Annotated in this window: 22 protein-coding genes; 21 read left to right on the top strand and 1 reads right to left on the bottom strand. The window is 74.8% G+C overall.

Translation table 11 applies throughout. From position 1 onward, the window contains the following. The first annotated feature begins 17 nt into the window (after positions 1-17). The 16 genes from murC (at position 18) to ACFYML_RS28085 (ending at position 14,965) form a co-directional block, all read left to right on the top strand. Positions 18-1,508, top strand: coding sequence for a UDP-N-acetylmuramate--L-alanine ligase (murC, locus tag ACFYML_RS28160; RefSeq protein WP_387423492.1), 1,491 nt, complete (start codon positions 18-20; stop codon positions 1,506-1,508). Next, positions 1,505-2,323: a cell division protein FtsQ/DivIB gene (locus ACFYML_RS28155; RefSeq protein ID WP_387423490.1), complete on the top strand. Its 819-nt coding sequence runs from the start codon at positions 1,505-1,507 to the stop codon at positions 2,321-2,323. The genes murC and ACFYML_RS28155 overlap by 4 nt, the downstream gene beginning before the upstream one ends. 272 nt (positions 2,324-2,595) lie before the next feature. Continuing rightward, positions 2,596-3,711, top strand: a complete 1,116-nt coding sequence (gene ftsZ, locus ACFYML_RS28150; protein WP_357435187.1) for a cell division protein FtsZ — start codon at positions 2,596-2,598, stop codon at positions 3,709-3,711. Positions 3,712-3,720: 9 nt separating this feature from the next. After that, a complete protein-coding gene (locus ACFYML_RS28145; RefSeq protein WP_387423489.1) occupies positions 3,721-4,467 on the top strand; it encodes a YggS family pyridoxal phosphate-dependent enzyme in 747 nt (248 codons plus the stop codon). Positions 4,468-4,663: 196 nt separating this feature from the next. Next, entirely contained in the window at positions 4,664-5,359 is a 696-nt protein-coding gene (locus tag ACFYML_RS28140) for a cell division protein SepF (protein ID WP_387423488.1), read from the top strand. 24 nt (positions 5,360-5,383) lie between these two features. Beyond that, positions 5,384-5,689, top strand: coding sequence for a YggT family protein (locus tag ACFYML_RS28135; RefSeq protein ID WP_357435191.1), 306 nt, complete (start codon positions 5,384-5,386; stop codon positions 5,687-5,689). A gap of 41 nt (positions 5,690-5,730) precedes the next feature. Then, a complete protein-coding gene (locus ACFYML_RS28130) occupies positions 5,731-6,534 on the top strand; it encodes a DivIVA domain-containing protein (RefSeq protein ID WP_387423487.1) in 804 nt (267 codons plus the stop codon). Positions 6,535-6,606: 72 nt separating this feature from the next. Then, on the top strand, positions 6,607-7,311 hold the full coding sequence (locus ACFYML_RS28125; RefSeq protein ID WP_387423486.1) for a hypothetical protein: 705 nt from the start codon (positions 6,607-6,609) through the stop codon (positions 7,309-7,311). Beyond that, entirely contained in the window at positions 7,308-7,613 is a 306-nt protein-coding gene (locus tag ACFYML_RS28120) for a DUF167 domain-containing protein (RefSeq protein WP_148796578.1), read from the top strand. The genes ACFYML_RS28125 and ACFYML_RS28120 overlap by 4 nt, the downstream gene beginning before the upstream one ends. A gap of 22 nt (positions 7,614-7,635) precedes the next feature. Further along, positions 7,636-9,138, top strand: coding sequence for a potassium/proton antiporter (locus ACFYML_RS28115; RefSeq protein ID WP_387423485.1), 1,503 nt, complete (start codon positions 7,636-7,638; stop codon positions 9,136-9,138). Between the two features lie 225 nt (positions 9,139-9,363). After that, positions 9,364-9,783, top strand: coding sequence for a TraR/DksA C4-type zinc finger protein (locus ACFYML_RS28110; RefSeq protein ID WP_018785248.1), 420 nt, complete (start codon positions 9,364-9,366; stop codon positions 9,781-9,783). 63 nt (positions 9,784-9,846) lie between these two features. Next, positions 9,847-10,467 carry a signal peptidase II gene (gene lspA / locus ACFYML_RS28105; protein WP_357435200.1) on the top strand — a complete coding sequence of 207 codons (621 nt, stop codon included), beginning with the start codon at positions 9,847-9,849 and terminating at the stop codon, positions 10,465-10,467. Next, positions 10,464-11,408 carry an RluA family pseudouridine synthase gene (locus ACFYML_RS28100; RefSeq protein ID WP_387423484.1) on the top strand — a complete coding sequence of 315 codons (945 nt, stop codon included), beginning with the start codon at positions 10,464-10,466 and terminating at the stop codon, positions 11,406-11,408. The genes lspA and ACFYML_RS28100 overlap by 4 nt, the downstream gene beginning before the upstream one ends. 9 nt (positions 11,409-11,417) lie before the next feature. Beyond that, positions 11,418-12,332 carry a hypothetical protein gene (locus ACFYML_RS28095; RefSeq protein ID WP_387423483.1) on the top strand — a complete coding sequence of 305 codons (915 nt, stop codon included), beginning with the start codon at positions 11,418-11,420 and terminating at the stop codon, positions 12,330-12,332. A gap of 138 nt (positions 12,333-12,470) precedes the next feature. Further along, positions 12,471-14,060, top strand: a complete 1,590-nt coding sequence (locus ACFYML_RS28090) for an ATPase (RefSeq protein WP_387423482.1) — start codon at positions 12,471-12,473, stop codon at positions 14,058-14,060. Between the two features lie 47 nt (positions 14,061-14,107). Further along, positions 14,108-14,965, top strand: coding sequence for a DUF2567 domain-containing protein (locus tag ACFYML_RS28085; RefSeq protein ID WP_387423481.1), 858 nt, complete (start codon positions 14,108-14,110; stop codon positions 14,963-14,965). Here the strand turns inward: ACFYML_RS28085 and ACFYML_RS28080 are convergent. Beyond that, positions 14,931-15,632 carry an LON peptidase substrate-binding domain-containing protein gene (locus tag ACFYML_RS28080; RefSeq protein ID WP_387423480.1) on the bottom strand — a complete coding sequence of 234 codons (702 nt, stop codon included), beginning with the start codon at positions 15,630-15,632 and terminating at the stop codon, positions 14,931-14,933. The two genes, ACFYML_RS28085 and ACFYML_RS28080, sit on opposite strands and share 35 nt — an antisense overlap. A 107-nt stretch (positions 15,633-15,739) precedes the next feature. Here ACFYML_RS28080 and hisD point away from each other — a divergent pair, with 107 nt between their 5' ends. From hisD to hisH, 5 genes are all read left to right on the top strand, one after another. Then, positions 15,740-17,062, top strand: coding sequence for a histidinol dehydrogenase (hisD, locus tag ACFYML_RS28075; RefSeq protein ID WP_387423479.1), 1,323 nt, complete (start codon positions 15,740-15,742; stop codon positions 17,060-17,062). 64 nt (positions 17,063-17,126) lie between these two features. Beyond that, positions 17,127-18,200 carry a histidinol-phosphate transaminase gene (locus tag ACFYML_RS28070; RefSeq protein ID WP_387423478.1) on the top strand — a complete coding sequence of 358 codons (1,074 nt, stop codon included), beginning with the start codon at positions 17,127-17,129 and terminating at the stop codon, positions 18,198-18,200. Positions 18,201-18,253: 53 nt separating this feature from the next. Beyond that, a complete protein-coding gene (hisB, locus tag ACFYML_RS28065) occupies positions 18,254-18,865 on the top strand; it encodes an imidazoleglycerol-phosphate dehydratase HisB (protein WP_357435210.1) in 612 nt (203 codons plus the stop codon). Further along, positions 18,865-19,038: a hypothetical protein gene (locus ACFYML_RS28060; protein ID WP_198940227.1), complete on the top strand. Its 174-nt coding sequence runs from the start codon at positions 18,865-18,867 to the stop codon at positions 19,036-19,038. Before hisB ends, ACFYML_RS28060 begins: the two co-directional genes overlap by 1 nt. Beyond that, positions 19,035-19,673 (top strand): imidazole glycerol phosphate synthase subunit HisH, encoded by a 639-nt coding sequence (gene hisH, locus ACFYML_RS28055; protein WP_387423477.1) that lies wholly within the window; start codon positions 19,035-19,037, stop codon positions 19,671-19,673. Before ACFYML_RS28060 ends, hisH begins: the two co-directional genes overlap by 4 nt. Positions 19,674-19,737 lie beyond the last annotated feature (64 nt).

Genomic DNA, 19,737 nt, shown 5'->3' with positions numbered 1-19,737 from the left:
ACGGGAAGGTACCTCTCATGAACACCGCGCAGTTCACGCCCGCCGGCACGATGACCGCGGAGGACCTGGGCCGGATCCACCTGATCGGGGTCGGCGGGGTCGGCATGAGCGGCCTGGCCCGGCTGTTCCTCACCCGGGGACTGCCGGTCTCCGGCAGCGAGCTGCGGGAGTGGCCGTCCCTGGCCGGCCTGCGGGCGCTCGGCGGCACCATCCACATGAGCCACGAGGCGACGAACCTCGACGGGGTGGACACCGTGGTCTACTCCTCGGCCATCCCACAGGACCACCTGGAGATGGTCGAGGCGCGCCGGCGGGGGCTGCGGGTGCTGCACCGCTCCGAGGCCCTCGCGGCCGCGATGACCGGCCGCCGGACGGTGGCGGTCGCCGGCACCCACGGCAAGACCACCACCACCTCGATGGTCACCATGGTGCTCCAGCAGGCCGGCACCGACCCGTCCTTCGTGATCGGCGGGGAGATCTCCGAGGTGGGCTCCGGCGCGCACCACGGCACGGGTGAATACTTCGTGGTCGAGGCGGACGAGAGCGACCGCTCGTTCCTCATCTACCGCCCGTACGTCTCGATCATCACGAACATCGAGGCGGACCACCTCAACACCTACGGCGACCTGGCCAACCTGGAGGCGACGTTCGCCGACTTCGCCCGGCTCACCGACCCCGAGGGGTTCATCATCACCTGCGCCGACGACCCGGGCGGGCGGCGGCTGGCCGAGACGCTGCGCGCCGAGGGACGCCGGGTGTGGACGTACGGCGAGTCGCCCGACGCCGACCTGCGGCTGAGCGGGATGGCGTCCTCCGCTCAGGGGGTGCGCTACCTGGCCGAGATCGACGGCCGGTCGCTGGGCGAGATCCGGCTGCCGGTGCCGGGGCGGCACATGGGGCTGAACAGCGCCTCGGCGGTGCTCGCCGCCTACCTGCTGGAGCTGCCGATCGAGGCGGCCGAGGCGGCGCTGGGCGCGTTCCCCGGCGTCCGGCGGCGCTTCGAGCGCAAGGGCGTGGCGGACGACGTGCTGGTCTACGACGAGTACGCGTACCACCCGACGTCGATGACGCTGGCCCTGCAGACGCTGCGCGAGGTGGCCGGCGAGGGCCGACTGATCGTGGTCTTCCAGCCGTACCGGCTCTACCGCACGCGTGACCTCCTGGCGGAGATCGCCGCCGCCCTCGGCATCGCCGACGAGTTGGTGCTGCTGGAGGTGTTCGGCCCGGGCGAACTGCGCCAGCCGGGTGAGGGCTCCGTCGCGCTGCTCGCGGCGGTGCCGCTGCCGGCCGACCGGAAGGTCTTCGTCGAGGCCTGGGACGACGTGCCGGCCGAGGTGGCCCGGCGGGCCCGCCCCGGCGACGTCGTGGTGACCATGGGCGCGCCGCCGATCTCGCTGATGGGCGACCAGCTGCTCGACGCCCTGCTGGCCCGCACCGGCGTGGCGAGCGACGCGGCGGCGATCGGCACCGGCGTCGGTCCGGACGGCGCGGCGGCCGCGGCCGGATGAGCCCCGGCCCGGCGCGCGGCCGGACACCGGGTCAGGACGGCGGGGCCGGGCGGCGCAGCCCGGTGCGCCGGTGGCAGTTGGTCCGGGCCGGTGCCGACGCCGTCCCGCCGTCGACCCGGCGGTTCATGGCCCGGGCCCGGCAGCGGCGGATGCGCGCGGCGCTGCCCTGGGCGGCCGCCGTCGGCGTGCTCGCGGCCGCCGGGCTGGTGGCCTGGGCCGTGCTGGGCACCGGCCTGTTCGGGGTCCGGCAGGTCCGGGTGATCGGCGCGAAGCTGGTCACCCCGGTCGAGGTGCGCGACGTCGTGGCGGTCCCGGACGACACGCCGCTGGCCCGGGTGGACCTGGCGGCGGCGGCCCGGCGGGTGGGCACCCTCGCCCCGGTGGAGCGCGTCACGGTGGAACGGGACTGGCCGGGCACCCTGGTGGTCCGGGTGGTGGAGCGGACCCCGGTGGCGGTGGTGCCGCAGGGGGACCGGTACGCGGTGATCGACGGGACCGGTGTGCCGTTCCAGGACCTGCCCCGGGCCCCGGACGGGCTGCCGGTGATCCGGGTCGGTCGGCCGGCGGCGGCCGACCCGGGCACCCGGGCCGGGCTGGACGTGCTGGCCGCGCTCAGCCCGCGGCTGCGCGCCGAGCTGGTCTCGGTGGACGTGGCCGGGCTGGCCCGGATCACCCTGCGGCTGCACGAGGGCCGGACGGTGGTCTGGGGGGACGCGACCCGCGGCGCGGACAAGTCCAAGGTGGCCACCGCGTTGCTCGGTCGGAAGGCCGACACGATCGACGTCAGCGCCCCGGACGTGGTCACCTTCCGGTGATCCGCCGGTCAGCGAACGGGTCGCCGCGTGCTGATCGCCCCGTCGGCGAGTGTGTCGCCGCCCGCTCCGGTGGCGACACGCCGGAAAGGTCCTTGGCTCATCGCGCGGCGGCGCTTACGTTGCCCGGAAGAGATCAGTGGTTGACATAGCTCTAAGCCTCTAGTACAGGGTGAGGGTTTCGGCCCTCCACCGCGCTGGGCATTGCTCCGCCGCTGATCTGGCCAAGCCGTGTGGGGTCGGCCCATGCCAATCTCGAAGGGAAAGGACCGGAGATGACACCTCCGCACAACTACCTGGCGGTCATCAAGGTCGTCGGCATCGGGGGCGGCGGCGTCAACGCCGTCAACCGGATGATCGAGGTTGGGCTCAAGGGCGTCGAGTTCATCGCGATCAACACCGACGCGCAGGCGCTGCTGATGAGCGACGCGGACGTCAAGCTCGACGTCGGCCGGGAACTGACCCGAGGGCTGGGCGCCGGCGCCAACCCCGACGTCGGCAAGAACGCCGCCGAGGACCACCGCGACGAGATCGAGGAGGTGCTCAAGGGCGCCGACATGGTCTTCGTGACCTGCGGCGAGGGCGGTGGCACGGGCACCGGCGGCGCGCCGGTGGTGGCGAACATCGCCCGCAAGCTCGGTGCGCTCACCATCGGTGTGGTGACCCGGCCGTTCTCGTTCGAGGGCAAGCGCCGCCAGGTGCAGGCTGAGGCCGGCATCGAGGAGCTGCGCAACCAGTGCGACACGCTCATCGTCATCCCGAACGACCGGCTGCTCGCGCTCGGCGACCGCAACATCTCCATGATGGACGCCTTCCGCACCGCCGACCAGGTGCTGCTCTCCGGTGTCCAGGGCATCACCGACCTGATCACCACGCCGGGTCTGATCAACCTGGACTTCGCCGACGTGAAGAGCGTGATGAGCGGCGCCGGCAGCGCGTTGATGGGCATCGGCAGCGCCCGCGGCGAGAACCGCGCGGTCGAGGCGGCCGAGGCGGCCATCTCCAGCCCGCTGCTGGAGCAGAGCATGGACGGCGCGCGGGGCGTGCTGCTCTCCATCGCCGGCGGTTCCGACCTGGGCCTGTTCGAGATCAACGACGCGGCCCAGCTGGTCACCGACGCGGCCCACCCGGACGCCAACATCATCTTCGGTGCGGTCATCGACGACGCGCTCGGCGACGAGGTGCGGGTGACCGTGATCGCGGCGGGCTTCGACGGCGGTGCGCCCGCGTACAAGGCGGTCGATCAGGGCCGCAAGACCAACCAGAACCAGCCGACCCAGCCCACCGCGCCGGTGACCCCGCCGGCCACCATGCCGGCCCCGCAGCAGTCGCCGCGCCGGGTGCTGTTCGACGACGTCGACGTGCCGGACTTCCTCAAGAACGGGTCCTGAGCGGCGCCGATGACCGACACACCAGCCACGGTGCGACCCGAGCGGCGCGCCGAGCTCGCGGCCGGGCTCGCCCGGGTCCGGGCCCGCATCGCCGACGCCTGCGCGGCCGCCGGCCGGGACCGCAGCGAGGTCACCCTGGTCGCGGTGACCAAGACCTACCCGGCCGGCGACGTGGTGGCGCTGGCCGGACTCGGCGTGACCGACGTGGGGGAGAACCGCGACCAGGAGGCGGCCCCGAAGGCCGCCGAGGTGGCCGCGGCCGGGGTGACCCCGCGGTGGCACTTCATCGGCCAGCTGCAGCGCAACAAGTGCCGTTCGGTGGCCCGGTACGCCGACGTCGTCCAGTCGGTCGACAGCGTGCGGCTGGCCGCCGCCCTCGACGCCGCCGCGGCGGCCGGCCGGGACCGGCCGCTGGACGTGCTGGTGCAGGTGAGCATCGACGGCGACCCGGCCCGGGGCGGGGCGCTGCCCGACTCGGCGGACCCCGACCGGGGGCTCGGCCCGGTGGCCGAGGCGGTGGCCGGCGCCGGGGCGCTGCGGCTGAGCGGGCTGATGGCGGTGGCCCCGCTGGGCTGGGAGCCGGAACGGGCGTTCGCCCGGCTGGCCGAGGTGGCGCAGCGGTTCCGCGTCCGGCATCCGGCGGCGACGGCGCTGTCGGCGGGCATGAGCGGCGATCTGGAAACCGCGATCGGGTACGGCGCGACACATGTCCGCGTCGGCAGCGCGTTACTCGGAATGCGCCCCACGCTGCGGTAGCCTGACCGCGAAAGAAGCAAATTACATCAGTGTTGTTCAGGAACGGCGTTCCCGTAGCCGGGGGCCGTGACGGGCGGACCGCGAACCGCTCGTCCGGGGATTGCCGATCCGGTCCGGTGGGCACTGTGGTGTCCACTCGTGATCAAGCGACACGGCACGGGGGTGCGTGCCGCACGGCGGACGGAAGGGCGCGGGGATGGGTGCACTGCGCAAGGCGGGGGTCTGGCTCGGGCTCGTCGAGGAGGACGATGACCGGGCCTACGAGGACGGTGGCTACGACAAGGGTGGCTACCGGGACTCGCGCTACCGGTCGAGCCGGTACTCCGAGGAGTTTGCCGACGAGGACGACGAGGAGCCCGAGGAGCCGCCGGCGGCCCGTACCCGGCTGGGTGACCGCGGGAGGCTGAGCGAGCGCGCCTCGAGCCGGGGCGGCGACGCCGACCGGGCCGACGTCGAGCGCCCGGAGCGCGCCGACCGGTCCAGCGTCCGGTCGATCACCCGCTCGGGCGCCGGAGAGAGCTCCGGCGCGCTGACCTACCACACCCGGGACAACCTGGCCCTGGCCCCGCAGGTGCAGCCCCGCGAGCGGGCGGTGGCGGCCGAGGAGGAGCAGCGCTACCAGATCACCACCCTGCACCCGACCACCTACCGCGAGGCGCGGACCATCGGCGAGCATTTCCGCGACGGGGTGCCGGTGATCATCAACCTCACCGAGATGGACGAGGCGGACGCGCGCCGGCTGGTCGACTTCGCCGCCGGGCTCGCGTTCGGGCTCCGGGGTACGATCGAGCGCGTGACCAACCGGGTGTTCCTGCTCTCACCGGCCAACGTCCAGGTCACCGCGGAGGACAAGGCCAAGATCGCTGAGGGCGGCTTTTTCAGCCTGAGCTAGCCCGACCGAGGGACGTCGCCTGCCGTGTTGTCGATTCTGTTCCAGGTGCTGTATCTGCTCCTTTTTCTGTTCCTGCTTGTACTGTTGGCCCGATTTGTCCTTGGCGCCGTTCTGGCATACGGTCGCCGCTGGCAACCGGGCCGGGGAGCGTCGGCGGGACTCGAATCGGTGTGGAGCGTCACTGATCCGCCTCTGCGGGCGTTGAGGCGTGTGATCCCTCCGCTGCGAATTGGTACCGTGAGCATCGACCTGGCCTCCCTTGTGCTCCTGGTTATCCTGTTCGTGCTGATGGAGTTCGTGTTAGATCCGCTGATCAGGTCTTTCGCCTGACCAGCGCGCTTTCGCGGCCGCAACTGACCCGAGGAGTTTCGATGCCGCTGACCCCGGCCGACGTCCACAACGTCGCCTTCAAAAAGCCGCCGATCGGTAAGCGGGGGTATGACGAGGAGGAGGTCGACGCCTTCCTGGACGAGGTCGAGCGCGAGCTCGCCCGTCTGATCGAGGAGAACAACGAGCTGCGCGCCCAGGTGGAGCGCGGCGGCCGCGGTGGCGCCCCCGCCGGCCCCGGCGGTGACGCCCGGCTCGCAGCCGAGCTCAACGACGTCAAGGCGCAGCTCGACCGGGTGCAGCGCGACAAGGCGGCCGCCGACCAGGCCGCGCGCGCCATGCAGGCCGAGCTGGAGCAGGTCCGTGCCCAGGGCGGTCCGGCCGCCGGCGGTGACGGCGAGCAGCAGGCGCTGCGGGTGCTGATGATGGCCCAGCGGACCGCCGACGACCACGTCTCGGACGCCCGGCGCGAGGCGGACCAGCTGCTCTCCGAGGCCCGCACCAAGGCCGAGGAGGTCACCCGCGAGGCCCGCGCCAAGGCCGACGCCCTCGAGCGGGACGCCCGCCAGCGGCACCAGGAGGCCATGGGCGGCCTGGACGCCAAGCGCACCGCGCTGCAGAAGCACATCGAGGAGCTCAAGCAGTTCGAGCGCGAGTACCGCACCCGCCTCAAGGCGTACCTGGAGAGCCAGCTCCGCGACCTCGACGGCCGCGGCCAGGGCCTGGAGGCCGAGATGAACCGCACCGAAAGCGTCCGCTCCGGCGGGGGCAGCAACGGCCTCGCCGCCGCCGGCCTCGCCGGCTCCTACGGCGGCAGCCGCGCGGGCTCCATCGAGTCCGGCCGCTGATCCCGTCGCCGGCGGCCGTCCGTACGACGGCCGCCGGCCGCGCAGACCGACACGACGCGGCGGGGGTGAGCCGTGATAGTCGCCAGCATCCTGCTCATCCTCGTCGCGGTCGTGCTCCTGGTGGCCGGGCTGGCCAACGGGTCCAGCCCGCTGCTGATCACCTCCATCGCGGTCAGCCTGCTGGCCGCCGTCGCCCTCGTCGCGGGCGCCCGCCAGGCGGCCGCCACCCGGGCCACGGCGGACCGGGTGGCCGGGCCGCGCAACCGCACCCGGACCGGCCCGCCGTTCGGCGCCCGGGTCGGGGAGCCGGAGATCCCGGTCCAGCACATCCCGTCGACGGTCGGCACCGGTGGACCCGGGTGGCGGCAACCACCCGAGTCGCCGGTGACCGATCCGGACGAGGCGCCGCCGACCGCATACTCGCCGCGCGACCCGTACGCCCCGCCCGTCCCCCGCGAGCCGTCGGCCGACGAGGCCGGGCCCGTGCCGGACGCCCCGGCACCCACCTCGCCGGCCGCCGACGGCCCGTTCGACGGTGACCCGCCTGCGCAGGACCTGCCGGCGGCGGACGTGGCCCGGCTGGCCCGGCTCGACGCCGAGGTCCGGGTGGTCGACGGCCACCCCCGCTTCCACCTGCCCGGCTGCCCCCATCTGGTCGGCCGGGACGACGAACCGCTGCCCGTCACCGAGGCGGTCGGGCTCGGCTTCACCCCCTGCGCCCGCTGCGCGCCGGCCACCGTCCTGCTCGCCGACGCCCGGCCGGGCCGACCGGGATGACCATGGATGCCCCGCTCACCGTCGCCGTCCGAGTGAAGCCCGGCGCTGCCCGGGCCCGGGTCGGCGGACGCTTCGACGGCCCGCACGGGCCGGCTCTGGTCATCGCCGTGCACGCCCCCGCCGTGGACGGGCGCGCCACCGAGGCCGCCCGCCGAGCCCTGGCCGACGCCCTCGGCGTCCGGCCGGCGGCGGTCTCCCTGCGCGCCGGCGCGGCCAGCCGGGACAAGCTCTTCCTGGTCGAGCGCCCGGCCGCCGGGCTGCCCGACGTGCTGCGTCGGCTGCGCGACGGATCGGCCGAGTGAGGACCGCCCGGGCCGGCCGCGGATGACCCCCGGGCTCGATCTCGCGCTGCTGCTCGGCGCGGCCGTCCTGCTGGTGGCCGTGGGCGCGGTGCGCGTCTCCACCCGGCTCGGCGTGCCGAGTCTGCTGGTCTACCTCGCGCTGGGCGTGGCGATCGGCGAGGCCGGGCTGGGCATCCGGTTCCACGACGTCGAGCTGACCCGGGTGCTCGGGTTCAGCGCCCTCATCGTGATCATCGCCGAGGGCGGGTTGAGCGCCCGGTGGAGCACACTGCGTCCGGTGCTCGGGATGGCCGCCGCGCTCTCCACGGTCGGCGTGCTGGTCAGCATCCTGGTGGTCGGGCTCGTGGTGCACCTCCTGCTGGGGCTGGACTGGCGGCTGGCCCTGCTCTACGGGGCGGTGCTCTCCTCGACCGACGCGGCGGCGGTCTTCGCCACCCTGCGCCGGTTGCGCCTGCCGCCCCGCCTGGTGGCCACGCTGGAGGCCGAATCGGGCATGAACGACGCCCCCGTGGTGATCGTGGTGCTGCTGCTCTCCCGCGGGGCGACGGCCGCCCACCCGTGGTGGTACGAGGTGCTCCTGGTCGGGTACGAGCTGGGCGTCGGCGCCGCGGTCGGGGTGGCCGCCGGGATCGCCGGCCGGTACGCGCTGCGCCGGGCGGCGCTCCCCTCGGCCGGCCTGTACCCGATCGCGGTGGTCGGCTTCACGGTGCTGGCCTACGCGGCCGGCGCGGTGCTGCACGCCTCCGGTTTCCTCGCCGTCTACGTGGCCGGCGTGCTGCTCGGCAACGCCCGGCTGCCGCACCGGCAGGCCATCCTCGGCTTCGCCGACGGGCTGGCCTGGCTGGCGCAGATCGGCCTGTTCGTCCTGCTGGGCCTGCTGGTCTCGCCGAGCCGGCTGGACGCGGCGGTGCTGCCGGCCGTGGTCACCGGGCTGGCGCTGCTGCTCCTGGCCCGCCCGCTGTCGGTGGCGGTCTCCGCGCTGCCGTTCCGGATCCGCCCGCGCGAGCAGCTCTTCCTGTCCTGGGCCGGACTGCGCGGCGCGGTGCCCATCGTGCTGGCCACCATCCCGCTGTCGGCCCGGGTGCCGGGGGCGGAACGGCTCTTCGACGCGGTCTTCGTGCTGGTGGTGATCTTCACCTTGCTCCAGGCCGGGACCCTCGCCCCGGCGGCCCGCCGGCTCGGGGTGACCGCGCCGGCCGAGGCGGCCGAGATCCGCGTGGAGACGGCGCCGCTGGAACGGATGCGCGCCGACCTGCTCCAGGTCGAGGTGCCCCCGGGGTCCCGGCTGGGCGGGGTGCACGTGGACGAGCTGCGGCTGCCGGTGGGCGCTTCGGTGACCCTGGTGCTGCGCGACGGGGCGGGCTTCGTGCCCGGCCTGGACACCCGGCTGAAGGTCGGGGACAGCCTGCTGATCGTCGCCACGGCCGAGGTCCGCGACGAGGTGGAGCGACGGCTGCGTGCGGTGAGCCGGCGCGGGAGACTGGCCCGCTGGTTTGGCGAGTACGGCGAGGACCGGGACGGATGATCTGCTAGCGTTCCTTTTGCCCCGATTGGTGGCTGTTCGGGGCTGAATCGCGGTGCGACGGTGCGGCACGTTGTCGGACGCCTGTACGTTCCGTATTCTTGCCACCCTCCGGAGTGCACGGCCCTGGTCGCCGTGCGCCCGTTTTGCAACTGGGGGGACACCCACGCCGGTGTCCCCTGCCCGGACACCGCCGACCGCCGCGGCACGCGGCCAAGGGAGCTGACGATGGCGAAGCCAGCCGACACCAGGACCGCCGGCCGCAAGCCGGTGGCGAAGGCCACCCGCAGCGCGGCGGAGACCGAGAAGATCCGGGCCGCGCTGGCGGCGCGGCGGGACGAGCTCAACGCCGAGTACGATCAGACGCTGAGCGAGATCACCGAGCTGCAGCGCGATCGGCTGACCGACTCGGCCGGGGACGACCAGGCCGACACCGGCACCAAGACGTTCGAGCGGGAGCAGGAGATCTCCCTCGCCAACAGCATCAAGGAGCGGATCACGCAGGTCGAGCGCGCCCTGGAGCGTCTCGACGAGGGTGGGTACGGCTGGTGCGAGCGGTGCGGCAACCCGATCCCGGTGGAGCGGCTCGCCGCGTTCCCGTCGGCCACCCTCTGCGTGACCTGCAAGCAGCTGGAGGAGCGGCGCTGAGGTCCGCTCCCCGGCGGAACGGAGACGGTGAGGGTCACCGTCGAAAGCGTCGATGGGGAGCAGATGACCGCAGCACCGCCCGCCGGGTCCGGCACCGCTGAGTCACGCGCCGGGGTGTCCCGCCGCAGGGCGATCGGGATCCTCCTCGGCGTCGCCCTGTTCGCGCTGCTCGCCGACCTGGCCACCAAGCAGCTCGCCCTCTCGGAGCTGACCGGCCGGGGGCCGGTGTCCCTGCTCGGCGGCGCCGTCTACCTCACCCTCACCCGCAACAGCGGCGCGGCCTGGAGCATCGGCTCCGACCACACCTGGGTCTTCCCGCTGATCACCATCGGCGTGATCGCCTGGATCGGCTGGATGGCGCTGCGACTGCGCTCGCTGCCCTGGGCCGTCTCGCTCGGGCTGGTGCTCGGCGGGGCGCTCGGCAACCTGACCGACCGGATCTTCCGGGCCCCCGGCCACTTCGTCGGCCACGTGGTCGACATGATCAGCCTGTTCGACCCGTACGGGCAGGTCTGGCCGGTGTTCAACCTGGCCGACAGCTCCCTGGTCTGCGGGGTGATCCTGGCCGTGCTGCTGGAGCTGACCGGCCGGCAGCGGGACGGCAGCCGGGCCGGCGCCCGGTCGGCGCAGCCGGCGGACGCCGCCGGGACGGCCACCGGCGGCGAGCAGCGGGAGCGGGCGTGACCTCTGTCTTCGCCACCGGCGGCGACCACCGGTCGCTGCCCGTTCCGGACGGTCTCGAGGGCCTGCGGCTGGACCAGGCCGTGTCCCGGCTGTTCGGGCTCTCCCGGACCGCCGCCGCGGCCCTGGTCGACGCCGGGGACGCGCTGGTCGACGGCGTGGTACGGCCCAACTCGCACAAGGTCAAGGCGGGCTCCTGGCTGGAGGTGACCCTGCCCGCGCCGGCCGCCCCGCCCACCGTCGTGCCGCAGGCCGTGCCGGGCCTGACCGTGGTCCACGCCGACGACGACATCGTGGTGGTGGACAAGCCGGTCGGCGTGGCCGCCCACCCGAGCCCCGGCTGGACCGGGCCGACGGTCATCGGCGCGCTGGCCGCGATCGGCCACCGGATCTCCACCAGCGGCGCCGCCGAGCGGCAGGGCGTGGTGCACCGGCTCGACGTGGGCACCACCGGGGTCATGGTGGTGGCCAAGAGCGAGCCGGCGTACACCGCGTTGAAGCGGGCCTTCAAGTACCGCGAGGTGGAGAAGCGCTACCACGCCGTGGTGCAGGGCCACCCGGACCCGCTGCGCGGCACCATCGACGCCCCGATCGACCGGCACCCGCACCACGACTACCGCTGGGCGGTGGTCTCCGGCGGCAAGCCGAGCGTCACCCACTACGACACCCTGGAGGCGTTTCCGGCGGCCAGCCTGCTCGACGTCAAGCTGGAGACCGGGCGCACCCATCAGATCCGGGTGCACTTCTCCACCCTCCGGCACCCCTGCGTGGGGGACCTCACCTACGGCGCCGATCCCACCCTTTCGGCCCGCCTCGGGCTGACCCGGCAGTGGCTGCACGCCCGCTCGCTGAGCTTCCTGCACCCACGGACGGGCGAGGAGGTCACCTTCGTCAGCGACTACCCGGACGACCTGGCCCGGGCGCTGGAGACCCTCCGCGACTGACCCGCCGTTATGGACCGCCCGACGAGCAGCCCGCCCACCGACGTACCGCCGCCGCATCCGCCCCGGCGCGGTCCGACGCGGTCCGGCCTGCTCACCTGGATCGCGCTGGCCTGCGCGCTGGCGGTGCTGGTCGCCGCCGTCTGGGACCGTCGCCGCGAGCCGGTGGGCGACCGCACGGTCGGCGAGGTCACCCGGGTCGGGGTGGCGGAGGGCGACGCCATCCCGGCCTATCTGCGCGCCGCCTCCGCCGAACTGGCCGCGCTCGGGCCGGCCGACCCCGGGCCGGGCGACTACGCCCTGGTCTCGTTCGCGACGTACCTGACGCCGGCGCAGCTGGCCAGCGCGCTCGGCGCGACGCCGGTCTCGGCGGTGGTCGCCCGGGTGCCGTTGCCCGGGCGGCAGACCGAGATCGTCCGGATCGCCGCCCTGCGGGTGCCGGACGACGTGGTCGCCGGGATGGCCGAGGTGGCCGCCCGCAAGGACCGGGAGGCCGCCGACTACCGGGCGCGCGCCGCCGCCCCGGCCGCCTCCGCCGATCCCGAGCTGCGTCGGGTGTACGACACGGGAGCGGCGGTCTCGGCCGAGGAGGCGGCCGGCTACCGGTCGGGCTGCGCCTGCGTGTACGCCGTGGTGGTGCGGGACGCCCCGGCGGCGCTGCGGGCCCTGGCCACCCGCCCCGGCGTACGGGTGGTCGACCCGGCGCCGGAGGTGCGCCGGCTGGACCGCACGGTGTTCACCCCACCGCTGCCCGAGCAGCGGGACGTGGCCCGGCCGCCGGTCGACACCGGGCTGGCCGACCCGACCCCCGGCGCCGGCGCACTGGGCGATTCGTCGGAAGCCGCACCGACGGTGCCCGGGTCCACACCGTCCTCCGGCGGCCCGGCCGCCGGCCCGGGATCCCCGAACCCCGCTCCCACCTCCTGAGACGTGGTCGCCGGCGGCCGTCGTCCGGAGCGACGGTGAGGAGGGCCACCGGGGGGATGTGCGCGCGGGGGTGTGGTTTGAATAGGGTTTCGTTCGTAGCCTGTCAGGCGGAGATCGACGGCTGGGGAGGACGAAGCCTTGGACGGCAGCGAAACCGGCTGGGGTCGGCAGGCTGAGCCGGCACCGCGGTGGCGGGCGCTGCTCGACCGGGCCCGACACGGCGGCCGTGGCGCGGAGCAGATCGACGCCGACCACCGTCCCGCGGAGCCCCCACCCGCCGCCGAACCGCTGCCGCGGCGTAGCGCCGGTGCCGGCTGGACCGGCCGGGCACCGGCCGTCGGGCGTCCCGCCGAGCCGCCGTACGGCGCCGAGCAGCCGCCCTACCGGGTGGAGGCGACCTACCGGGTGGAGCCGGCCCACCGCCTCGAACCGGGGTACGGCGGCGAGCCGCCGTACCGCGCCGAGGCGGACCACCGTCCCGAGCCGTCCTGGCGGGCCGAGCCGACGTACCGCGCCGAATTGGAGCCGGGCCACCCGGATGGCGCCGAGCCGTCCTGGCGGGCCGAGCCGACGTACCGCGCCGAGCCGGAGCCGGGTCACCCGGACGGTCCCGAGCCGTCCTGGCGGGCCGAGCCGACGTACCGCGCCGAGCCGGAGCCGGGCCACCCGGACCCGGAGCCACGCGGCCGGGGCACCGCCTCAGTCGAGCCCCGGTACGGGTTGCCGGAGCCCGGCTACCGGCCCGAACCGCCGCCGGTGGAGTCCCGGTACGCGTTGCTGGACCGGGGCCGCTACCGGCCGGAGAGCCACCAGCCGCCGGCGCCGCCCCCGCCTGTTCCCGCGCAGCAGCCGCCCGTCGAGGGCTACCCGGCCCGGGTCGAGCCGGCCCGGGTCGAGTGGCGGGCCTCGAAGCCGGAGGACGAGGTGGAGCGGGCCGTCGGTGTGCTCCGCCGCGAGCTGGGCCGCCCCCGGGTGCTCGCCTTCGCCAACCCCAAGGGCGGGGTGCACAAGACCACCGCGACCGTGCTCGCCGCGGCGACCGTGGGCAGCGTCCGTGGCCGTGGCGTCCTCGCCTGGGACGACAACGAGCTGCGCGGCACCCTCGGCCTGCGGGCCGGCAGCGCCCGGCACGCCCGCACCATCCGGCACCTGATCCACGATCTCGCCCAGATCGAGATCCTGGAGGGCGCCACCCTGCTGGAGCACCTCGACGACTACCTGCGGCACGCCTCGGACGGCTCGTACGACGTGCTGGCCGGGGAGGAGAGCCCCCGGTTCGCCCAGCGGCTGGACCAGTTCACCGTCAAGCGGGTGTTGGAGCTGCTGCGCCGTACCCACGAGGTGGTCTGCGTGGACACCGGCAACAACGTGGAGAGCCCGAACTGGCGTACCGTCATGCAGGCCGCCGACCAGCTCGTGGTGACCACCGTGCCCCGCGAGGACGCCGCGTTCAGCGCGGACTGGATGCTCGACCTGCTGCACGAGGTGGGGATGGGCGAGCTGGCCGACAACGCGGTGACCCTGATCTCCTGCCCGACGCCGAGACGTACCTCGATCCAGGACGACCTGGAACGGCACTTCGCCACCCGGACCCGGGCGGTCACCGTGGTGCCCTACGACCCGGCGCTGGAGACCGGCTCCTCGATCGACTACCACCAGCTCCAGACGGAGACCCGGCAGGCGTGGCTCAAGGCCGTCGCGGTGATGCTGGAGCCGTTCGCCCGCTGACCGCCACCGCCGCCCCGCGCCGGCCCGCCGCCTGAGAGGATCACCGGGTGAGTCCGGACACCCCTGATCCCGAGCGGGCCGCCGACCATGCCGGCGCGCCCGACGACGCCGCACGTCCGTCCGGCGGACCGGAGCCTTCCTCCCGACCCGAGCCGGCCACCGACCAGCCGGCGGACACGTCCGACGGGGCCCGGCCGGCCGACGCCGTGACCGCGCCCGGCGCGGACCCGCACGCCGGGCATCCGGGCGTGGTCGGTGCCGAGCCCGGGGAGACCCCGGTGGCCGCCGGCGGCGGTGGCCGGCTCAAGGTGGTCCGGACCACCCTCGCCGCTGCGGTCCTGCTGGCCGTGCTGGGCGCGCCCCTCGGGCTGCTCTGGGCAGGGGTGGCCCCCGGCACCCCGGTGCAGAAGACCGCCGACGGCGCCATCTACGCCACCCCGCAGCCGGAGCAGCCGATCGCCGCCGACGGCTGGTTCAGCCTCCTCGGGCTCGGCTTCGGGGTGCTCGCCGCGATCGCGCTGTGGCTCCTGCTGCGCGGCCGGCGCGGCCCGGTCGGCCTGTTCGCCGGGACCCTCGGCGGCCTCGGCGCCGCACTGGTGGCCTGGCAGGTCGGCCGCCGGATCGGGCTCGGCACCTACCACCGGCTGCTGGCCACCGCGCCGGACGGGACGGTCTTCACCAAGCCCGCCGACCTGCGGGCCGGCGGGATCGACTGGTTGCTCGGGCTGCTGCCCGTGCCGTACGGCAACCTGCTGCTGCCCGCGTTCGGCGCGGCCGTGACGTACACCCTGCTGGCCGGCTGGTCGCGCTGGCCGTCGCTGCGCCCGGAGCCGGAGCTGGACGGCGGCTGGCCGCCGGACGGCCCGGAGCTCAGTTCGGCACCGGGGGACCCGCCAGCTCGCTGAGCGGCACCGGCACCGCCCGGACCTCGCGCAGCAGCGCCGCCTCCCGGTGGAGCAGCTGAAGCTCGGCCCGGAGCCGGGCGGCGGTGTCGTCGATGGCGAGCAGCCGCTGCCGGTCGGCGACGGTCAGCGCGGCGGTCGCGGCGACCAGGTGCGACAGCACGGTGGGATCCTCCGGCAGCTGCTCGGAGATCTCCTGCGGGTCCGGCCGGATCAGCCCGAGATACTGCCGGAAGACCGAGATCACCCGGGCGGCCAGCAGGTCGGCCACCTCGTCGGTGCCGGCCGGCTCGGGCAGCCACTCCACCTCGGCGGTCAGGTACGGCGTGGCGCCCGCGTCGACGCCGGCGATGCGGAACCGCCGCCGGCCCACGGTGACGATGTCGAACCCGCCGTCGGCCAGCTCGGTGACCTGCCGCAGCTCGGCGGTGCAGCCCACCTCGTGCAGCGTGACCTGCCCGCCGCCGAGGGTCGGCCGGCCCGGCGGCCCGGCGGCGACCTCCCAGCCGGCCTGGATCGCCACCACCCCGAACTCCCGGGGCGCGCCCTCCGGCAGCCCGACCAGGTGGCGCACCAGCGCCCGGTAGCGCTCCTCGAAGATGTGCAGCGGCAGGACCAGCCCAGGGAACAGGACCGTCCCGAGCGGGAACACCGGCAGCCGTGCGGTCACGCGTCCGAGGGTAGTCGGAGCGGGCACCATCCCGCGTGTCCCGGCTCACCGTCCCGGCCTGCGGGCGGCGCGGGTCGGCTCCGAGGCGGCGGCCTAGACTCGCAAGGGTGCTGAACCGGATCGACCTGCGTGGCGTCGTGCGCGACCCGCGCCGGCTGCTGCCCCGTGCCCAGCTCGACGTCTCGGTGGCCGTCGAGAGGATCCGCCCCCTGGTGGAGGCGGTCCGGGAGCATGGGTACCCGGCGATCCGGGAGGCAAGCGAACGGTTCGACGGCATCTCCCCGGAGCGCCTGCGGGTGCCGGTGGAGACGATCCGCGCGGCGGAGGCCGGCCTCGACCCCCAGGTGCGTGCCGCCCTGCTGGAGTCCATCACCCGGGCGCGCAAGGTCCACGCCGATCAGCGCCGCGCCGACCACACCACCCAGGTGGTGCCGGGCGGCACGGTGACCGAGCGCTGGGTGCCGGTCGACCGGGTCGGCCTGTACGTCCCGGGCGGCCTGGCCATGTATCCGTCGACCGTGGTGATGAACGTCGTCCCCGCCCAGGCGGCCGGGGTCCGCTCGCTGGTGGTGGTGAGCCCGCCGCAGAAGGACAACGGCGGCCTGCCCGACCAGCGGGTCCTCGCGGCCTGCGCGCTGCTCGGCGTCGACGAGGTCTACGCGGTCGGCGGCGCCCAGGCGGTGGCCATGCTCGCGTACGGCGCGACCGTCGACCCGGACGGCGCCGAGCGCTGCGCGCCGGTCGACATGATCACCGGCCCGGGCAACATCTGGGTCACCGCCGCGAAGCGGCTGCTGCGCGGCGTGGTCGGCATCGACGCCGAGGCCGGCCCGACCGAGATCGCCATCCTGGCCGACGACACCGCCGACCCGGTGCACGTCGCCGCCGACCTGATCAGCCAGGCCGAGCACGACCCCCTGGCGGCGAGCGTGCTGGTCACGCCGTCGGTGGCGCTCGCCGACGCGGTCGACGCGGAGCTGGCCCGGCAGGTGCCGGCGGCCAAGCACGCCGAGCGGATCGGCACCGCGCTGCGCGGGGAGCAGAGCGGGGTGGTCCTGGTCGACGACCTCGAGGCGGGGCTGCGGGTGGTCGACGCGTACGCGGCCGAGCACCTGGAGATCCAGACCGCGCAGGCCCGCGAGTGGGCGATGCGGGTGCGCAACGCCGGGGCGATCTTCGTCGGCGCCTGGTCGCCGGTGTCGCTCGGCGACTACTGCGCCGGTTCCAACCACGTGCTGCCCACCGGCGGCTGCGCCCGGCACTCGTCCGGCCTGTCCGTGCAGTCCTTCCTACGCGGCATCCACCTGGTGGAATACAGCCAGGAGGCGCTGCGCGAGGTGGCTCCGCACGTGGTCACCCTGGCCACCGTCGAGGACCTGCCGGCCCACGGCCAGGCGGTCAGCGCGCGCTTCCCGGGGGACGGCTCGTGAGCGAGCGCAGCGAGCTCAGCCCGCACCGGCCGCCGGCCGGCCCCGAGCGAAGCGAGGTGGCGGCATGAGTGGGCTTGACGACCTGCCGATCCGCGACGACCTGCGGGGCCTGCGGCCGTACGGCGCGCCGCAGCTCGACGTGCCGGTCCGGCTGAACACCAACGAGAACTCCTATCCGGTGCCCGAGCCGGTGGCGGACGCCATCGCCAAGGCCCTCGCGGCCGAGCTGCGCGACCTCAACCGCTACCCGGACCGGGACGCGGTCGCGCTCCGCGCCGACCTGGCGGCGTACCTGGGCCACGGGCTCACCGTCGACCAGGTGTGGGCGGCCAACGGCTCCAACGAGATCCAGCAGCAGCTGCTCCAGGCGTTCGGCGGCCCGGGGCGCAGCGCGCTCGGCTTCACCCCGGCGTACTCGATGCACCCGCTGCTCGCGCTCGGCACCGGCACCGGCTGGATCCCGGCCGCCCGCGGCGTCGACTTCGGCCTCACCGCCGACGAGGCGGCCGCCCAGGTCCGGTCGCACCGGCCCGACGTGGTCTTCCTCTGCTCGCCGAACAATCCGACCGGCACCGCGCTGGACCCGGCCGTGGTCGCCGCGGTGCTCGACGAGGCGCCCGGCATGGTGATCGTGGACGAGGCGTACGCCGAGTTCGCCCGACCCGGCACGGTGAGCGCGCTGGCCGTGCTGCCCGACCACCCGCGGCTGGTGGTCACCCGGACCATGAGCAAGGCGTTCGGGTTCGCCGGCGGGCGGCTCGGCTACCTGGCCGCCGACCCGGCCGTGGTGCAGGCGGTGCAGCTCGTCCGGCTGCCGTACCACCTCTCCGCGCTCACCCAGGCCGCCGCCCGCGCGGCCCTGGCGCATCGCGACGCCCTGCTCGGCACGGTCGCCGCGATCATGGAGCAGCGCGACCGGATCGTCGCCGAGCTGCGGGCCCGCGGCCACCGGGTCGCCGACAGCGACGCCAACTTCGTGCTCTTCGAGGTGGGCGGTGACCAGACCGCCGCCTGGCGCACCCTGCTCGACGCCGGCGTGCTGGTCCGCGACGTCGGCCTGCCCGGCTGGCTGCGGGTCACTGCCGGCACCCCCGCCGAGACCGACGCCTTCCTCGCCGCGATGGAGAAGCTCTCGTGAGCGCGCGGGAAGTGCGGCGCAAGAGCCCCGCAGTCGCGACCGAAAGGCCTGCAATGAGGCGCACCGCCCGGGTGGAGCGGATCACCAAGGAGACGAAGGTCCTCGTCGAGATCGACCTCGACGGCACCGGCAAGGCCGACATCGAGACGGGTGTCGGCTTCTACGACCACATGCTCCACCAGATCGCCCGGCACGGCGGCTTCGACCTGACCGTGCACACCGTCGGCGATTTGGAGATCGACGCCCACCACACCATGGAGGACACCGCGCTCGCCCTGGGCGCCGCGGTCGACCAGGCGTTGGGGGACAAGGCCGGCATCCGGCGGTACGGCTCGGCCACCGTGCCGATGGACGAGGTCCTGGTCCGGGCCGCGGTCGACCTCTCCGGCCGGCCGTACGTGGTGCACGACGAGCCGCCGCTCGCCCCGTACATCGGCCCGGTCTACCCGACCAGCATGACCCGGCACATCTGGGAGTCGTTCGGCCAGGCGGCCCGGATCACCCTGCACGTGGACGTGCTGCGGGCGGCCCGTCCCGGCGGCCACCCGGACGCCCACCACGTGGTCGAGGCCCAGTTCAAGGCGGTGTCCCGGGCGTTGCGTGAGGCCACCGCGATCGACCCGCGCAACGCCGGGGCGATCCCGAGCACGAAGGGCGCACTCTGATGGGGGCGGCACTGCCGACGCTGCTGCTGATCCTGGCCGGGGTGCTGGTCGGCGGGACGTGGTCGCTCTACCGCCAGGGCGCGCCGCGCGGCGCCGTGGTGATCACCGGGCTGCTCGCCGCCCTGGCCACCGCCGGCGGGCTGCTCTGGCTGCTACCCGGAGACGGCGCATGAGCGAGCGACGGCGAGCGAAGCGGATCGTGGTGCTCGACTATGGCTCGGGCAACCTGCGGTCGGCCGAGCGCGCCCTGGAGCGGGCCGGTGCGGACGTCACCGTGACCGACGACCTGACCGCCGCCGCCGAGGCGGACGGCCTGGTGGTGCCGGGTGTCGGCGCGTACGCCGCCTGCATGGCCGGGATCGAGGCGCTCGGCGCCGGCCCGGTCATCGCCGAGCGGGTGGCAGCCGGCCGGCCGGTGCTGGGCATCTGCGTAGGGATGCAGGTGCTCTTCGAGCACGGCGACGAGCACGGCGTGGTGACCAAGGGGCTCGGTCTGCTGCCCGGCGGGGTGACCCGGCTGCCCGCCGAGCGGTTGCCGCACATGGGCTGGAACACCGTCCGCCCGCCGGCGGGCTCGGTGCTCTTCGCCGGCCTGCCGGCCGACGCCCGGTTCTACTTCGTCCACTCGTACGGGGTGACGGACACCGCCGGGCTGGCCGCGGCCGGGGCGACGGTGACCACCGCCGAGCACGGGACCGAGTTCGTCGCGGCCGTGGAGCGGGGTCCGCTGGCGGCGGCCCAGTTCCACCCGGAGAAGTCGGCCGACACCGGCGCCACCCTGCTGCGCAACTGGCTCGCGGCACTGTGAGCGCGAGGAGTGAGCCGGGTTTGCGAGCCCCGCAGTCGCGAACCAGGAACTGCACTGTGAGCGC

The organism is Micromonospora sp. NPDC007230 (genome assembly GCF_042869115.1).
Taxonomy (GTDB): Bacteria; Actinomycetota; Actinomycetes; order Mycobacteriales; family Micromonosporaceae; genus Micromonospora.
Note: the sequence above shows the minus strand (reverse complement) of the source record. Positions and strands in the feature narration are given on the sequence as shown.

Bases quoted from the DNA above. Each gene is read 5' to 3' on its own strand.
- ACFYML_RS28070 (WP_387423478.1), top strand. From the start codon at position 17,127: ATGAGTGGGCTTGACGACCTGCCGATCCGCGACGACCTGCGGGGCCTG.
- hisH (WP_387423477.1), top strand. From the start codon at position 19,035: ATGAGCGAGCGACGGCGAGCGAAGCGGATCGTGGTGCTCGACTATGGC.
- hisB (WP_357435210.1), top strand. From the start codon at position 18,254: ATGAGGCGCACCGCCCGGGTGGAGCGGATCACCAAGGAGACGAAGGTC.
- murC (WP_387423492.1), top strand. From the start codon at position 18: ATGAACACCGCGCAGTTCACGCCCGCCGGCACGATGACCGCGGAGGAC.
- ACFYML_RS28145 (WP_387423489.1), top strand. From the start codon at position 3,721: ATGACCGACACACCAGCCACGGTGCGACCCGAGCGGCGCGCCGAGCTC.
- ACFYML_RS28140 (WP_387423488.1), top strand. From the start codon at position 4,664: ATGGGTGCACTGCGCAAGGCGGGGGTCTGGCTCGGGCTCGTCGAGGAG.
- ACFYML_RS28060 (WP_198940227.1), top strand. From the start codon at position 18,865: ATGGGGGCGGCACTGCCGACGCTGCTGCTGATCCTGGCCGGGGTGCTG.
- ACFYML_RS28120 (WP_148796578.1), top strand. From the start codon at position 7,308: ATGACCATGGATGCCCCGCTCACCGTCGCCGTCCGAGTGAAGCCCGGC.
- ACFYML_RS28095 (WP_387423483.1), top strand. From the start codon at position 11,418: ATGGACCGCCCGACGAGCAGCCCGCCCACCGACGTACCGCCGCCGCAT.
- ftsZ (WP_357435187.1), top strand. From the start codon at position 2,596: ATGACACCTCCGCACAACTACCTGGCGGTCATCAAGGTCGTCGGCATC.
- ACFYML_RS28130 (WP_387423487.1), top strand. From the start codon at position 5,731: ATGCCGCTGACCCCGGCCGACGTCCACAACGTCGCCTTCAAAAAGCCG.
- ACFYML_RS28155 (WP_387423490.1), top strand. From the start codon at position 1,505: ATGAGCCCCGGCCCGGCGCGCGGCCGGACACCGGGTCAGGACGGCGGG.
- ACFYML_RS28115 (WP_387423485.1), top strand. From the start codon at position 7,636: ATGACCCCCGGGCTCGATCTCGCGCTGCTGCTCGGCGCGGCCGTCCTG.
- ACFYML_RS28110 (WP_018785248.1), top strand. From the start codon at position 9,364: ATGGCGAAGCCAGCCGACACCAGGACCGCCGGCCGCAAGCCGGTGGCG.
- lspA (WP_357435200.1), top strand. From the start codon at position 9,847: ATGACCGCAGCACCGCCCGCCGGGTCCGGCACCGCTGAGTCACGCGCC.